Source organism: Arthrobacter sp. JUb115, assembly GCF_004365035.1.
GTDB lineage: Bacteria > Actinomycetota > Actinomycetes > Actinomycetales > Micrococcaceae > Glutamicibacter.
The window spans coordinates 129,983-144,111 of sequence record NZ_SOBS01000008.1; the positions used below are offsets into that span (position 1 = coordinate 129,983).

The 14,129-nt window shown below is 60.5% G+C and carries 12 protein-coding genes and 1 tRNA gene; 3 read left to right on the forward strand and 10 right to left on the reverse strand.

What is annotated here, in order from left to right:
- Positions 1–62: 62 nt before the first annotated feature.
- Complete coding sequence (locus EDF61_RS14200) at positions 63–3,515, reverse strand: pyruvate carboxylase (protein ID WP_133834490.1); 3,453 nt, start codon at positions 3,513–3,515, stop codon at positions 63–65.
- Positions 3,516–3,866: 351 nt separating this feature from the next.
- Here EDF61_RS14200 and EDF61_RS14205 point away from each other — a divergent pair, with 351 nt between their 5' ends.
- On the forward strand, positions 3,867–4,682 hold the full coding sequence (locus EDF61_RS14205) for a ParA family protein (RefSeq protein ID WP_105659072.1): 816 nt from the start codon (positions 3,867–3,869) through the stop codon (positions 4,680–4,682).
- Between the two features lie 93 nt (positions 4,683–4,775).
- On the opposite strand, the gene EDF61_RS14210 is transcribed toward EDF61_RS14205, so the two are convergent.
- From EDF61_RS14210 to EDF61_RS14225, 4 genes are all read right to left on the reverse strand, one after another.
- Positions 4,776–5,369, reverse strand: a complete 594-nt coding sequence (locus EDF61_RS14210; protein WP_105659060.1) for a MerR family transcriptional regulator — start codon at positions 5,367–5,369, stop codon at positions 4,776–4,778.
- A 242-nt stretch (positions 5,370–5,611) separates the two neighbouring features.
- Positions 5,612–6,094, reverse strand: coding sequence for a bifunctional nuclease family protein (locus EDF61_RS14215; RefSeq protein ID WP_105662558.1), 483 nt, complete (start codon positions 6,092–6,094; stop codon positions 5,612–5,614).
- A gap of 40 nt (positions 6,095–6,134) precedes the next feature.
- Positions 6,135–6,890 carry a transcriptional regulator FtsR gene (ftsR, locus tag EDF61_RS14220; protein WP_286172266.1) on the reverse strand — a complete coding sequence of 252 codons (756 nt, stop codon included), beginning with the start codon at positions 6,888–6,890 and terminating at the stop codon, positions 6,135–6,137.
- Positions 6,891–6,964: 74 nt separating this feature from the next.
- Entirely contained in the window at positions 6,965–7,417 is a 453-nt protein-coding gene (locus EDF61_RS14225) for an FHA domain-containing protein (protein ID WP_105659058.1), read from the reverse strand.
- Between the two features lie 267 nt (positions 7,418–7,684).
- Between EDF61_RS14225 and EDF61_RS14230 the strand changes: the two genes are divergently transcribed.
- Positions 7,685–8,047 carry a DUF488 domain-containing protein gene (locus tag EDF61_RS14230; protein ID WP_133834491.1) on the forward strand — a complete coding sequence of 121 codons (363 nt, stop codon included), beginning with the start codon at positions 7,685–7,687 and terminating at the stop codon, positions 8,045–8,047.
- A gap of 236 nt (positions 8,048–8,283) precedes the next feature.
- On the opposite strand, the gene EDF61_RS14235 is transcribed toward EDF61_RS14230, so the two are convergent.
- Positions 8,284–10,173, reverse strand: coding sequence for an FAD-binding monooxygenase (locus EDF61_RS14235; RefSeq protein WP_133834492.1), 1,890 nt, complete (start codon positions 10,171–10,173; stop codon positions 8,284–8,286).
- Between the two features lie 211 nt (positions 10,174–10,384).
- A complete protein-coding gene (locus EDF61_RS14240; protein ID WP_133834493.1) occupies positions 10,385–10,696 on the reverse strand; it encodes a hypothetical protein in 312 nt (103 codons plus the stop codon).
- Between the two features lie 36 nt (positions 10,697–10,732).
- Between EDF61_RS14240 and EDF61_RS14245 the strand changes: the two genes are divergently transcribed.
- A complete protein-coding gene (locus EDF61_RS14245) occupies positions 10,733–11,185 on the forward strand; it encodes a hypothetical protein (protein ID WP_133834494.1) in 453 nt (150 codons plus the stop codon).
- Here EDF61_RS14245 and abc-f read toward each other — a convergent pair.
- From abc-f to EDF61_RS14260, 3 genes are all read right to left on the reverse strand, one after another.
- Positions 11,178–12,884 (reverse strand): ribosomal protection-like ABC-F family protein, encoded by a 1,707-nt coding sequence (abc-f, locus tag EDF61_RS14250; RefSeq protein ID WP_133834495.1) that lies wholly within the window; start codon positions 12,882–12,884, stop codon positions 11,178–11,180. The two genes, EDF61_RS14245 and abc-f, sit on opposite strands and share 8 nt — an antisense overlap.
- A 209-nt stretch (positions 12,885–13,093) precedes the next feature.
- The gene (locus tag EDF61_RS14255; RefSeq protein WP_133834496.1) at positions 13,094–13,936 is read right to left on the reverse strand and encodes a PhzF family phenazine biosynthesis protein; all 843 of its coding nucleotides are present in this window, start codon (positions 13,934–13,936) and stop codon (positions 13,094–13,096) included.
- 100 nt (positions 13,937–14,036) lie between these two features.
- Positions 14,037–14,110, reverse strand: a tRNA-Pro gene (locus EDF61_RS14260).
- Between the last annotated feature and the right edge of the window lie 19 nt (positions 14,111–14,129).

Genomic DNA, 14,129 nt, shown 5'->3' on the forward strand with positions numbered 1-14,129 from the left:
TGGCAGAGCGCAGGGGCCCGCAACTTTGGTCACGAGCCCCCGTGCTCTGGGTACTGCGGATGCTACTTGGGTTCGATCACCAGCAGCAGATCGCCACCCTGTACCTGGCTGGTGCCATTCAGGGTTACCTGGCTGACCACGCCGCCCGCGTTGGCGGTGATGCCAGCTTCCATCTTCATTGCTTCGATGGTGGCCACGGACTGGCCGGCCTCGATCAGGTCGCCGACCTTGACGTTCACAGTCACCGCTCCCGCGAAGGGTGCAGCGACGTGGCCGTTGTTGTTCGGATCGGCCTTCGGCGCGGACTTCACGGTGGATTCTACCGATTCGTCGCGGACCTTGAGCTGGCGGGACTGGCCGTTGAGGTTGACCACGACGGTGCGCAGGCCCTTCTCATCGGCTTCCGATACCGATACCAGCCTGACCAGCAATCGAACACCGGTACCCAGCGAAATGACATGCTCAAAGCCGGGAACCAGGCCGTAGAGGTAGTCGCGGGTGTGCAGGACGGACAAATCGCCGTAGTTCTCCACCGACTTCTCGAAGTCACGGGTTGGGCCAGCGAAGAGCAACCGGTTCAGGGTACCGCGAATCGTGTCCGAATCCGCCTGCAGCGCTGCCAGGTCCTCTGCCGAGAGGTCCTCGACATGGGCCTTGACATTGCGTCCCTGCAACGCCTTGGTGCGGAACGGTTCCGGCCAGCCGCCTGGAGGGTTGCCCAGCTCTCCCGAGAGGAACTGGATGACCGAATCCGGGATGTCGTAGTTCTGCGGGTTCGCTTCGAAGTCCGCGGCTGGGACTCCGGAACCCACCAGCTGCAAGGCCAGGTCGCCGACGACCTTGGACGATGGAGTCACCTTGACCACATTGCCGAGCATGTCATTGACCGAGGCGTACATCGACTCGATGGCTTCGAAACGCTCGCCCAGGCCCAATGCAATGGCCTGCTGGCGCAGGTTCGAAAGCTGGCCGCCCGGAATCTCGTGCTGGTAGACACGGCCGGTTGGCGCTGGCAGTCCGGATTCGAATGGCTTGTACATGGCGCGCACTGCTTCCCAGTACGGTTCCAGCGACGCCACGGCATCCAGTGACAGGCCGGGATCACGCTCGGTGAACTCCAGCGCTGCGACCAGTGCAGAGGCCGATGGCTGCGAGGTGGTGCCCGCCATGGCCGCGCTGGCCACGTCGACGGCGTCCACACCGGCGTCGATGGCAGCCATCAACGTCGCCAGCTGCCCGCCGGAGGTGTCGTGGGTGTGCAGGTGCACCGGAAGATCGAAGCGTTCGCGCAGGGCCGTGACCAGCTTGGTTGCTGCCGCTGGGCGCAGCAGGCCGGCCATGTCCTTGATTGCGAGGATATGCGCGCCAGCGTCGACGATCTGCTGTGCCAGCTCCAGGTAGTAGTCCAGGGTGTACAGCTTCTCGTTGGCATCCAGCAGGTTGCCGGTGTAGCACAGGGCCACTTCGGCGACTGCGGTGCCGGTGTCGCGTACCGCCTTGATGGCCGGAGCCATCTGCGAAACATCGTTCAGCGCATCGAAGATGCGGAAGATGTCGATGCCTGCGGACGCGGCTTCCTTCACGAAAGCGTCGGTGACCTCGGTTGGGTATGGAGTGTAGCCCACGGTATTGCGGCCGCGCAGCAGCATCTGCAACGGGATGTTCGGCAGCTCCGCACGCAGCAGCTCCAGGCGCTTCCAGGGATCTTCGCCCAGGAATCGCAGGGACACATCGTAGGTGGCACCGCCCCAGACTTCCATGGAGAACAGCTGCGGGACGTTGTGCGCGTAGGCCGGTGCTGCCGCGAGCAGGTCGCGGGTGCGGACGCGGGTGGCCAGCAGCGACTGGTGCGCATCGCGGAAGGTGGTATCGGTGATGCCCACCGCTTTCGACTCGCGCAGGGCCTTGGCGAATCCTTCCGGACCGAGATCCAGCAGCTTCTGGCGCCAGCCATCGGCCGGCACGGCGGACTTGGAGGGGCCATCGAATGGCGAACGCTCTGGCTCGTCGGTCTTGTCACCCGGGAAAGCAGGAAGCTTCTTGCGCGGGTCGATTCCCTCGACACGGCTGCCATTTGGCTGGTTCACCGTGACATGGGCCAGGAAGTTCAGCGCCTTGGTACCGCGGTCCTGGGATTCATTGCCGGTGAGCAGATCCGGGCGGGAGTCGATGAAGTCGGTAGCGACATCACCGGCCAGGAACTGCGGATCACTGAGCACATTCTGGATGAACGGGATGTTGGTGGCCACACCGCGCACGCGGAACTCGGCCAGCGCACGGCGGGCGCGAGCCACAGCCGTCTGGTAGTCACGGCCACGGCAAGTGAGCTTGACCAGCATCGAGTCGAAGTGCGGGGACACCTCGGCGCCGGTGTAGATCGTGCCGCCATCCAGACGGACACCCGAGCCGCCGGCGGAGCGGTAGACGGTAATGGTTCCAACATCCGGACGGAAGCCATTGGCTGGATCTTCGGTGGTGATGCGGGACTGCAAGGCCCAGCCACGCACCTGGATGGTGTCCTGGCTGATCTCCAGATCCTTCAGCGACTCGCCAGCAGCGATGCGCATCTGCGCCTGCACCAGGTCGATGTCGGTAACCTCTTCGGTCACCGTGTGCTCAACCTGGATGCGCGGGTTCATTTCAATGAATACGTGCTGCCCGGCGCGGTCGCCCACGGTATCAACGAGGAATTCGACGGTGCCTGCGTTCTGGTAGCCCAGAGTCTGCGCGAACTTCACGGCGTCCCGGAACAGCGCCTGGCGAATCGATTCATCCAGATTCGGTGCTGGAGCGATTTCGACAACCTTCTGGTGGCGGCGCTGCAGCGAGCAGTCGCGCTCATGCAGGTGGACAATGTTGCCCTGCTCGTCGGCGAGGATCTGCACCTCGATGTGGCGCGGACGCAGCACTGCTTGTTCCAGGAAAACGGTGGGGTCCCCGAAGGCGGTGCCGGCTTCGCGCATTGCCGCGCCCATCAGCTCCGGCAGGTCTTCGCGCTTGTCGACACGGCGCATGCCGCGACCGCCGCCGCCGGCTACAGCCTTGACGAAGATCGGGAAGCCGATGCGATCGGCCTCGGCAATCAGGTAATCAACATCATCGCTTGGCTCGGAGGATTCCAGTACCGGAATGCCTGCCTCGCGAGCAGCCTTCAGCGCCGCTACCTTATTGCCGGCCAGTTCAAGCACGTCCGCCTTTGGACCGATGAACTTGATGCCTGCTGCTTCGGCAGCTCGTGCGAGGTCAGGATTTTCCGAGAGGAAGCCGTAGCCCGGGTAGATTGCATCCGCGCCGGCTTCTTTGGCAACGCGGATAATCTCGTCGATATCCAGGTAGGCGCGGACCGGATGGCCCTCTTCGCCGATCTGGTAGGCCTCTGCGGCCTTCTGGCGGTGGATCGAATTGCGATCCTCATGTGGGTAGACAGCAACGGTCTTTGCGCCCAGCTCGTAGCCGGCGCGGAAAGCGCGAATCGCAATCTCACCGCGGTTGGCGACCAAGATCTTTTCAAACATAGTGTCCCTACATCGAATCTGTACACGCTGGTTCAACGGCACAATCAGGACTGTTCCCCTCAGGTGCAGGCCCGCCATCCCAGCGTGTCGGGTCTCGAAAAGCAGCTAGCATTTGCCACTTCTGTGAAACACACTACACGGGGATTCTCCAGAACGTCCAAACATTTCGCCTTGTGGTCAGACCACATGAAATAATTGGATCTTTGAAGTTTTAATCACTAACTGGTGCCTAATGGCAAAAACTGACGTTGCAAAGTCGGAGAAACACGGCTCGGCACACTATGATGATGAGAGACTAAAAATTCGGTGGGACGTTTAAACTAACGAACAGTGAAAGGCGTGGTCTGGTCCGTGCACGTAGTGAGCATCAGCAGCCTCAAGGGTGGCGTAGGAAAAACCTCCGTGACACTCGGATTGGCTTCAGCAGCACTTGCCGCCGGCATTCCGACTCTCGTCATTGACCTGGATCCCCATGCGGATGCCAGCACTGGCCTTGGAGTCCGGGCTAATGGGAAGCAGCCAATTGGGCAAATGCTCAAGAACGCTCGTCGCGCCCGTCTGCAAGATCAGGTTGTCGCCAGCGCTTGGCAGTCCAAGGCAGCAGAGAAGAAATCCCGTACCCGCATTCCAGTGCTCGATGTTGCCGTTGGCGACGCATTCACCGGCATCTACGATCGACCAGATCTGCGGACCCGCGACCTGCGCCGCCTCTCCCAGCTTCTGAGCCGCACCAGCGGTTACCAGTTGGTTCTCATCGACTGCCCGCCATCGCTGAACGGCTTGACCCGCATGGCATGGAGCGCGTCGGATCAGCTCGTGCTAGTGGCAGAACCCAGCTTGTTCTCCGTGGCCGGCACCGAGCGCACCCAGCGCGCATTGGAACTCTTCCGCCGTGAATTCGCTCCTTCCCTGGGACCGGTACGTGTTGTCGCCAACCGCGTCCGCAAGGACTCCGCGGAGCATACCTTCCGTTTGGGCGAAATGCGCCAGATGTTCGGCGACTCCATGGTCAAGCCCGAGATTCCCGAACACCCGGAATGGCAGCAGATCCAAGGTGCCGCGTACTCGGTGCACCAGTGGCCTTCCAAGGCTACTGCTCCGATGCTGGCGCAGTTCGACGCGTTGCTCAAGGAAGTCATGTCCGCAGCAGGCCCGAACAACACCTAGGCCCGGATACGGATAGCAGCTTAAGCAATTGACCGGATCTTCCTTCAAGGAAGATCCGGTCAATTGCTTAAGCTCTTGAATTATCTGCCGGCCCTAGCCGACGTTGCGCGCCGCCTTGGCAGCCCGACGGGCAGCCAATTCATCTTCTGGCAGGGTCTGCTGCACAGAGCTCTCTGAAGGCAGCTGGGCAAGGGAACCTTCCACCTCGCGCCAAACACGGCCTACGGCGATGCCGAATACGCCCTGGCCCTTCTGGACAAGGTCAATGACCTCGTCGGCGCTGGTGCATTCGTAGACCGAAGCTCCATCGCTCATCAACGTGATCTGGGCAAGGTCCTCAACGCCGCGTTCACGCAGGTGCAAAACGGCCGAACGGATCTGCTGCAGGGATACTCCGGTGTCCAGCAGCCGCTTGACAACCTTGAGCACGAGGATATCCCGGAATGAATAAAGGCGGTGGCTGCCGGATCCCTTGGCTCCGCGCACTGCCGGCTCTACCAGGCCAGTACGTGCCCAGTAGTCGAGTTGGCGGTAGGTAATGCCGGCTGCCTTGCACACAATTGGACCGCGGTAGCCGGCATGTTCATCCAGCTCAGGCAGGTCATCGGTGAAGAGCAGTCCCTGGGTGCTGGATTGCTTGTTGCCACCGTCGACCCCATAGTGAGGCCCAGTCTGGCGAGACTCCATCCAATTGCTCCTTGCGTGTCAGCACGTTCCTAAACGAGTATCCAGGGACCGAATGAGAACCGCGCAGATGCGAGTGATGACCATCAAAAAACAGCTCTTTTTAAATGTCCCTATGCAAAGACGGTACGGCGATAACGACTAATGGTCAAAGACCTTCAAGCTTAACTTTAAGGCGTGTCGCGCAGGCTTGGGGAATTACCCAATTCAAGGCCAATATTCCACTGAAACCAAACGCGCGATATCTACGAAGAAAAATCTTCTGGATCAATATTGTCCAAGAATTCACGGAATTCGCGCAACTGCTCTTCGGGTGCCTCTTCGCCGCCAGTTTCATTCTCGATGGCCACGCCAGCTTCTTCCAGGACGTGCTCGGCGCACATGATCGGGCACTGGGCGCGCACGGCAAGGGCGACGGCATCCGAGGAACGGGAATCTACGCGTTTGCCGTTGGAAAGGACAAGCTCCGCGACGAACACGGCATTGTTTACCGAGACTATTTCGATCCGCTCAAGCTTCACGTCCATGCTTTCAATGACGCTGAGCAGCAGATCATGGGTCATCGGCCGAGGCGGAGTGAGCCCTTGTTCAGACATTGCGATGGCCGAGGCTTCGGGCGCACCTATCCACAGCGGAAGGTAGAGATTACGCTCAGGGTATTTGAGCAGCAACAGCGGCTGATTCGCCGGCAATTGAATACGGATTCCGGCAAACTCCAGTTCCAGCATGCTAGCCCCTTAGAGTTGTTGTTGCCTGTTCGAATTCAGCCTAGCGATCCAGTTGGGAAATAGCACGTTGCACCAGGGCCTCGTGAATTTCCAGGCACTGGCGCGAGATTTCCTGGGCCTCTTCCGCAGCGCGGGCACGAGCGGAGACTTCAGGCTTCTTCAGTTCGTTGCCGACAATCGATTCAATCAGCGAGAACTCGCGATCAGCTGCGGTACGGAACTGCCGCAGGTGGCGAGGTTCAACGCCATGGCCCGCCAGCTGAACGGCCGATTTGGTGACCTTGATGCTGTTGGCGTCGAACAGGCCAGCAACCGGTTCGATCAAGCCGAACTTTATCAATTCGCCAACGAGCTCCTCGCTGGCACCGGTCAGCCCCTGCAGTTCAGCCATGGACACCGAACGGGTTTTGCGCTCCACGGCCTCAGCCATGTCATCGTTGACCGCCTGTGGCGCCACCGGGGCTCCCCCAGGCAATGCTGCTGGCGCTTCACCGCGATCCACCGAGTCGAGATGGTCCTTGATGACCTTCAACGGCAGGTACTGGTCGCGCTGAACCGAAAGGATGAAACGCAAGCGGCTCACATCCGACGCGGAGTACTTTCGATATCCAGCGGAGGTACGTTGCGGGATGATCAGTCCCTTGTCTTCCAGGAAGCGGATCTTGGACGCAGTGACACGTGGGAACTCATCCTTGAGTTCCGAGAGCACCTCGCCGATATTCAGCGCGGCCTGCCGGAAGGTCTCGTGGCGTTGAGCCTCGAGACGTGGGCTGCGGGCTGCGTCAAAGATCGGCAAAGGGTCTACACCTCGGATGTATGGATATGTCGGCGTGCCAGACGCCGGCGGACAAAACCTCGAACTCTACTAGTTTAAAGGTTCGGAACGCTTTGGTAGAAATTCAGGCGGAATTTGCCGATCTGAACCTGAACACCAGTGCTCAACGGGATCTCGTCGATACGGTCGCCGTTGATGTAGGTACCATTCAGCGATCCGATGTCGCTGAGCGTGAACCTCGCGTCCGTTCGGGAGAACTTGGCATGCCGACGCGAAACGGTCACATCGTCCAGGAAGATATCCGCGTTTGGATGGCGGCCTGCGATGCTCTCGTCGGTGTCCAGCAAGAAGCGTGCGCCCTTGTTTGGTCCGGAATGGGCAATCAGCAGCGCAGAACCAGCTGGCAGGGCGTTAACTGCGTTTTTCTCATCCTCACTCAGGGTGTAGATGACCGAAGGTTCAGCACCCTTGTGCACCGCAGGAAGAGCGATATTGGTCGTCTCAGAGGCAGACTCGTTGTGCGGGTCAACCGGCCGATGTTCCGACATTATGGGGTCCTCCAGAAAATTCTGTTAACAGTTCGTGCGTGACGACCTTGAGTTCTGTGTTGGCACAGTCAGTAATACCAAACTATTTACAGATTAGCCTACTCACTGCCCAACTGATAACAGAAAAGTACATATTTTCCGCTGCAAGTGATTGCCAGTGTGGCAAGATGCCAAGAGAGACGATGATGCCTTGGCAGCCCCTGCACTTCGATCCTTTCCCACAGATGGAGGCGATGCAATGAGAATTCAGGAACTTTCAGGTGAATCATGACGAAGATACTTCTCAAACGCGCGTATACCGCGCCCAGCGTCGAGGACGGCTACAGGATCCTGGTTGACAGGCTCTGGCCGCGCGGGAAGAGCAAGGCTGCCCTTCAGCTGGATCACTGGGCCAAGGCCTTGGCACCGAGCACCGGGCTTCGCAAAGGCTGGGATCACGATGCCGACCGCTTTGGCGAATTTGCGCAGCACTATCGCGCCGAGCTAGATCAGAACCCCGCTGTCGATGGCTTTCTGGAAGTACTGGACCAGCATCCCGTGGTCACTTTGGTCTACGGAGCAAAAAATGAGCAGGCTAATCATGCTGTGGTGTTGCGTGACTATCTGCTCGATCAGCTCTCTGGTCCGTAGGCGGCACGAAGCACACGCCGTCGGCACACACCATATCCGAATCGACCACCTGCTGAAGGTCAAAGCTGAATTCCTGGCTCACCGTGGCACCTTTCATCGAAGTCCTGTCCCTTGGTGGTTCAACCACGTTGCGCCGAAAAATATTCCGCACTTCCACGCGACGCCCTGCGCAGGGAAACCGATGGCACCGCGAGATACTCGCGGTGCCATCGGTGATATGTGGAGCGAGGGCGCTACTAGTTCTGCTCCAGCAGGATCGGCTCGAAGAAACGGGCCAGCTCGTTGGCCGCATCCAATGGCAGGATGCTGGCAACATACATATCCGGACGGACGATCACGATCGCGCCATCGCGGGAGATCTGGCGCTCCTCGAAGATGTCCGAGCCGTCCAATGCGGTGTAGACCTTCTCGTAATCCATCAGGCCGAACACGCCGGTGTCCGGACGGAACACCTTCGGCGCGTCATTCACGTTCATCGTGGTGTAGTCCTGCTGGTAGACCACCTTGACATCGAACAGCGCGTCGGCGTCGGCACCCTTCGGCGTGAAGCGAACCAGTGGCGAGCGCTCATTCTCCAGCAGCCAACTCGACAAGGCGGCAATTTTCTGGGACTCTCCCACCGGCTGCTGATCAGCAAAGACGTAGATGCGGTAGCGGCCGTCGGCACGATGGTGGTGGCCCAGGTGCGTTGGGTTGGCATCGGCCAAGCGCATGACTTCCGAAGAGCGGAAGCGCTTGCCCACGGGGAATCCGGCGGCCAGCTCCTGGTGCTCCTTGCCGGCGACCAGCGCAGATGCCGCGTACTCGGTCATGAAGCCGGCAGGGAATTCGGCCGTGCGTACATAGAACTCGGCAACGCCTTCTTGGCCTTCAAGCTCCTTCGCAGTAGCAGCCATGATGGAGGACCACTTCTTGTCGAAGTCGATCAGGTCCTTGGCGATCACCTTGCGCTCGTCCGAGTAGGTGCGCAGCAGGCTTTCCGGAGCTTGGCCCGAGAGCACATAGCCGATCTTCCAGGCCAGGTTGAACCCGTCCTGCATGGAGACGTTCATGCCTTGGCCGGCCTTGGCCGAGTGGGTGTGGCAGGCGTCGCCGGTAATGAACACGCGCGGCTCACGGGTACCGATCTCTTCAACCGGCACATCATCGAAGCGGTCAGCAAGCCGGTGGCCTACTCCGTAGACGCTGTGCCACGCGACGTCCTTGACCTCGAGGGTATAGGGATTCAAAATCGCCTTGGCGCGCTCGATGATTTCTTCCAGCGGAGTCTCGCGGACCTTGCCGTTATCCCCTTCCGGAACTTCACCCAGGTCGACGTAGAGGCGGAAGAGCTGCCCGCCTTCGCGCGGAATCAGCAGGATCGAACCAGCCTTGGAATGGATGGCGCACTTGGTGCGCACATCCGGGAAGTTGGTCAGGCCCAGGGTGTCCATGACGCCCCAAGCGTGATTGGCCTTGTCACCGGAGAGCTTCGCGCCGATCGAGCGGCGGACATTGCTTCTGGCCCCATCGGAACCGACCACGTACTTGGCACGCACTACACGCTCAATGCCGTCATTGCTCTCGCCGCAGCCGATCAGGGTGACCTTCACCGGGTACTCTTCACCGTCTTCAACGACCAGTTCCTTGAAGTCCCACCCGTAGTCCGGGACGGTGCGAGCTGGGGAGTTCGCCGCGAAATCAGCGAAATAGTCGATAACGCGCGCCTGGTTGACCACGAGGTGCGGGAATTCGCTGACGCCGGTTGGATCATCGGCGGTGCGGTCGGTGCGGATGATCTGATCCGGGTTCTGCGGATCAGGGTTCCAGAAGGTGGTTTCCTTGATGATGTAGGCCTCGGCGGTGATGCGCTCGGCAAAACCGAAAGCCTGGAACGTCTCCACCGTGCGTGACTGGATCCCGTCGGCCTGGCCGATTTCCAGGCGGCCGGGCCGTCGGTCGATGATGCGGGTGTGCACATCAGGGAACTGGGAAAGCTGGGCGGCGGTGATGATGCCTGCGGGACCGGCACCGACGATCAGCACATCCATGACATCGGGCATCTCCATGGGACGGTTTATGCCCACGCCAGCCGCTGGCTGCACCCGTGGATCGGCTGAAATGTATCCGTTGTGGTGAAACTGCACCGTTTCATCCCCCAATTCCCTGTGATGACCTCAGTCAATAAATATGATGTTCGATATTAGAACTGCATGATCTTTTATCGCACACTAATCATATACAATCTGTGAGCTCAGGCACAAGTTCACGCACGCTGCGCCGGCCACCCTAAGCCGCAGATGGGCAGAAGCCCCGGCGCAATAACCTCGCGCCGGGGCCCATCACTGATGCCAGCTGCTACCGATGCTCCCACTCGGGTCCGGCATACTCCAGCATCTGCTCTTCATTAAGTTGCGAACGCCCATAGGCTCCGTGCACCGCGTTGAACTTCCCGCCAATCTCCAAGTCGCGCGAGGACGAGATATCTCCGACCAGCCACGGCTTCCATTTGGTGGCCGACAGATAGGGGCGGATGATGCTGGCCGTGGCAGCGCAATCCGCGGCAAATCGCAGGATCGCCGATAGTTCCCGATCCGCTCCCTCGCGAATGATGGCCAGGACCAGGCAGCACCGGTCTTGCGCGAGGCCCTGGACCTGGCCCAACTTCACGATTCGCGCACCGAGCTAGTGCCTTATCCACTGATCGTGCCAGCCCCGAATTCGCCGCATGCCGGTCAGCAGCGCATCAAAATGCGTGATGTCCTGGTCGATCATGCGGATGAGCAGTTGGGCGATGCCATGGCGCAGTCATTGGCCCATCGGGCCAGCCTGGTCGGCGAATTGCGGGCCTTGGGCGGTGCCGTATCCCGGGTTCCGGCCCACGCCACCGCCTGGGGGGCGCGGCATCAAGAAGTGCTGGCAGCTACCTGGATCCACCCGTTGGGCATCGCCGAGCAGGACCAGTCGTTCGCTGCCCTGCAGGTTCTGGGCACCGGCGCGTACGGCGCCTACTCTTCGGACGTTCGCCGTTCGGCTGCCGAACTCGCCTGGCCTGGGCAGACCGGAACCCGGCTGCGTGCCCTGTCCGAGAGGACTGACCCGCAGCACCTCTTTGATGGCGGACTGAACCTGAGAAGCCAGAACTCCAGCGCTACCTGATCAGCTCGACGCGTCCTGCTTCGACCCCGAGCCGATGCATCACCGAATGCTCGCGCATTTTCTGCTGCCAGCGCCGGTCGTGGCTGACCGTGACCACGGTGCCCGGATATTCCGCCAGCGCTGACTCCAGCTGCTCCACCAAGGCCGGTGAGAGATGGTTCGTCGGCTCGTCCAGGAACAGCATCTGCGCTTTGGTGCTGACCGCAATAGCCAGTTCCAGGCGGCGGCGCTGGCCTACCGAAAGCGCCATGGGGTGCCGCAGGAAATCCTGCGGCGCAAACAGGCCCAGCTGGGCCAGGGACGCACCGGCGTCCTGGACATACTGGCCGGTGGCCGCGGCGAAGGCTTCAACCAGGGTGCTGCCAGGAAAAATGCCGACTTCCTGGCGGAGCCAACCGCAGTGCAAGTTGGCAGCGCGCTCGATCTTCCCCTCGGTGCATTCCAGTTCTCCGGCGAGCATTTTGAGCAATGTGGATTTGCCAGCACCATTGGGGCCGGTGACCAGCCAGCGCTCGCCGAGCTTGATGTCGAAGCGTGGCGTGGACAGTTTCGGATCCGAGCCGCGCCGAGCGTTCATCACCTGCAGCAGGGTTTCGCCACCAGCGTGGTCCTGGGTGCTGCCGGGCATCAAGAAGGACAGCTCAGCAGCCGGCTCGGGTGCCCGGTGGGTTTCGAGGTCTTCGATTCGGGATTTTGCCTGGCGGATCTTGGAGGTCGACCCATGGCTGGAATCGCGGGCCCGGAAATTTCCATGCCCGAAACTGGATTTCTCCTGCTTGCGCGGAATGGCACTGACGCGTGAAGCATACTTATCAACCAAGTTCTGTGAACGCTCAAGCTCCTGCACCCAATTTTCGTAGGCGACGCGGATCACGATGCGCTCCTGCTCCTTGGCATGCAGATAACCGTCATAGCCATTGCCGTAATGCGCGATCGACCCGTCGGCGACCTCCACGATGGATCGGGCAAAACGCTTGAGGAACATCCGGTCATGGCTGATCAGCACCAGCGCACCGCGATGCTTGTCCAGGGTGCGCTCCAGCCAGTTCATGGCCGCCTCGTCCAGGTCATTCGTTGGTTCATCGAGCAGGAGCAATTGCGCACCCGAACACAGGACACAGGCCAGCGACAGCCGGGATCGCTGCCCACCGGATAATTGGAACACAAGGCGCTGGCGATCCAGATCTCCTAGGCCCAGCTGCTCCAAGGCGCTATCCAGGCGCGGAGCCAGCGAATAGCCGTCGGCCGCCTCGTACAGATCGGTAACCTGCTGCAGCTGCTTCATCAAACGTTCGGCGACAGGTTCTGGAGCATCTTCGAGCTTGGCCGAAATGACGCGCATCAAGCCTTCCAGTTCACGGAAGCGCCGATGATAGGAATCGATCACCTGTTGCACGCTCATGTTCGCAGCGAAGCTCGGGTTCTGCGCAGCGTAGGCAACGGCACCGGGCGCGTTCATCTTCCGCTGCCCGTGGTCGGGTTCGAGATTCCCTGCAATCACGCGCATCAGCGTGGATTTTCCCGAACCGTTATCGCCAAGCACTGCGATGCGGTCGGTACCGGAAATTGCAAGGTCGATGCCGGTCAGCACATCCCGTTCGCCGAAACTGACGGCGATATTTTGCAGGGAGCATACGTAGTCCGGTTCGGTTTCGGGCTCATGCTGGGAAGACGGGTGGATATTTTGGGACTGGGTCACGGGAGTTTCCTGCCTAGCACCGGTTCGCCGAGTAATCAGGGCCGGTGCGGTGCTGGTGGTTGGCGGGCACCACAAAGGTGCAATGAAGATGGCGTCAGCGGAGCGAAGCTCGACACTGGTTACCGCCTAGAGGAAATGGACTCCATGAATTAACGTTCCCACCATTCAAGGCTAAGCCCAAGCCATCACAACAGGCAAGGTTTTGTGCACTACAGCTCGATGATGCCCTCAATCAGGACGTTCGCGGCCCCGCCAACCCAAAGCTGGCCGTCGGCCAAGCCCAGATGCACATGCCCATCGCGTCCGACTTTCGCACCCTGCCGGTTGACCAGTGGCGCGGTGGCGTGCCCGGCGGCCATCAGCCATTGCGTGGCCGCTCCATTCAGGCTTCCGGTGACCGGGTCCTCACGCAGCGAGCCGTTTTCGATGGCCAGAGCTCGGACTTCGAATTTTTCCGGTGCCGACGACTGCGGCAGTGCGCCGAAGACCCCGATTTTCCAGCGTCCTGGCCTATTGGGGATCCGCGGTGAGACATCCAAAACCTGCTGCGAGTTTTCCAGCAGCACTGCGGCCCACCCCGGCCCGTTGTCCGTCCACTGCGAATCCACAATCTGCTCGGGCTCAATGCCCAGGATCTGGATCATTTCCGTCAGTTCGTGCGGCGCAATTGCACCGGTTCGAACAGCCGGCGGCGAAGCAAAGGAAAGCGTTTCACCTTCGATCCTGATCGGTACCAAACCAGCTTCGCACTCGACGACCAGCTGCTTCGGATCCTGCGGCACTCCCCCGGCATGCAGCCAGGCACGCGCTGTGCCCAAGGCAGGGTGGCCGGCAAATGGGAATTCGCGTTCGCGCGCAAAGATGCGGAAACGGTAGTCGGCCCGCTCATCGCTGGCCGGCAGTACGTAGGTGACCTCGGAGAGATTGGACCAGAGCGAGTAGTCCTGCATCGACTCGGTATCCAGGCCCTGCCCGTCGAGCACCACGCCTAGCGGGTTGCCCTTGTACGGGGTGGCGCCGAAGACATCGACCTGCTGGAATCTGCGTTGCATTGGACCATCTTCCGGATCTTCGCCGTGGGTGTGGAATTCTGGGGAGGCACGGCAAAACCCCGCCGAGAGAAACTCTCGACGGGGTTTTCCGATTGGATCGTCGGGCTAACAAGATTTGAACTTGCGACCTCCTCACCCCCAGTGAGGCGCGCTACCAAGCTGCGCCATAGCCCGATGCCCTCGCAGCCGTTAT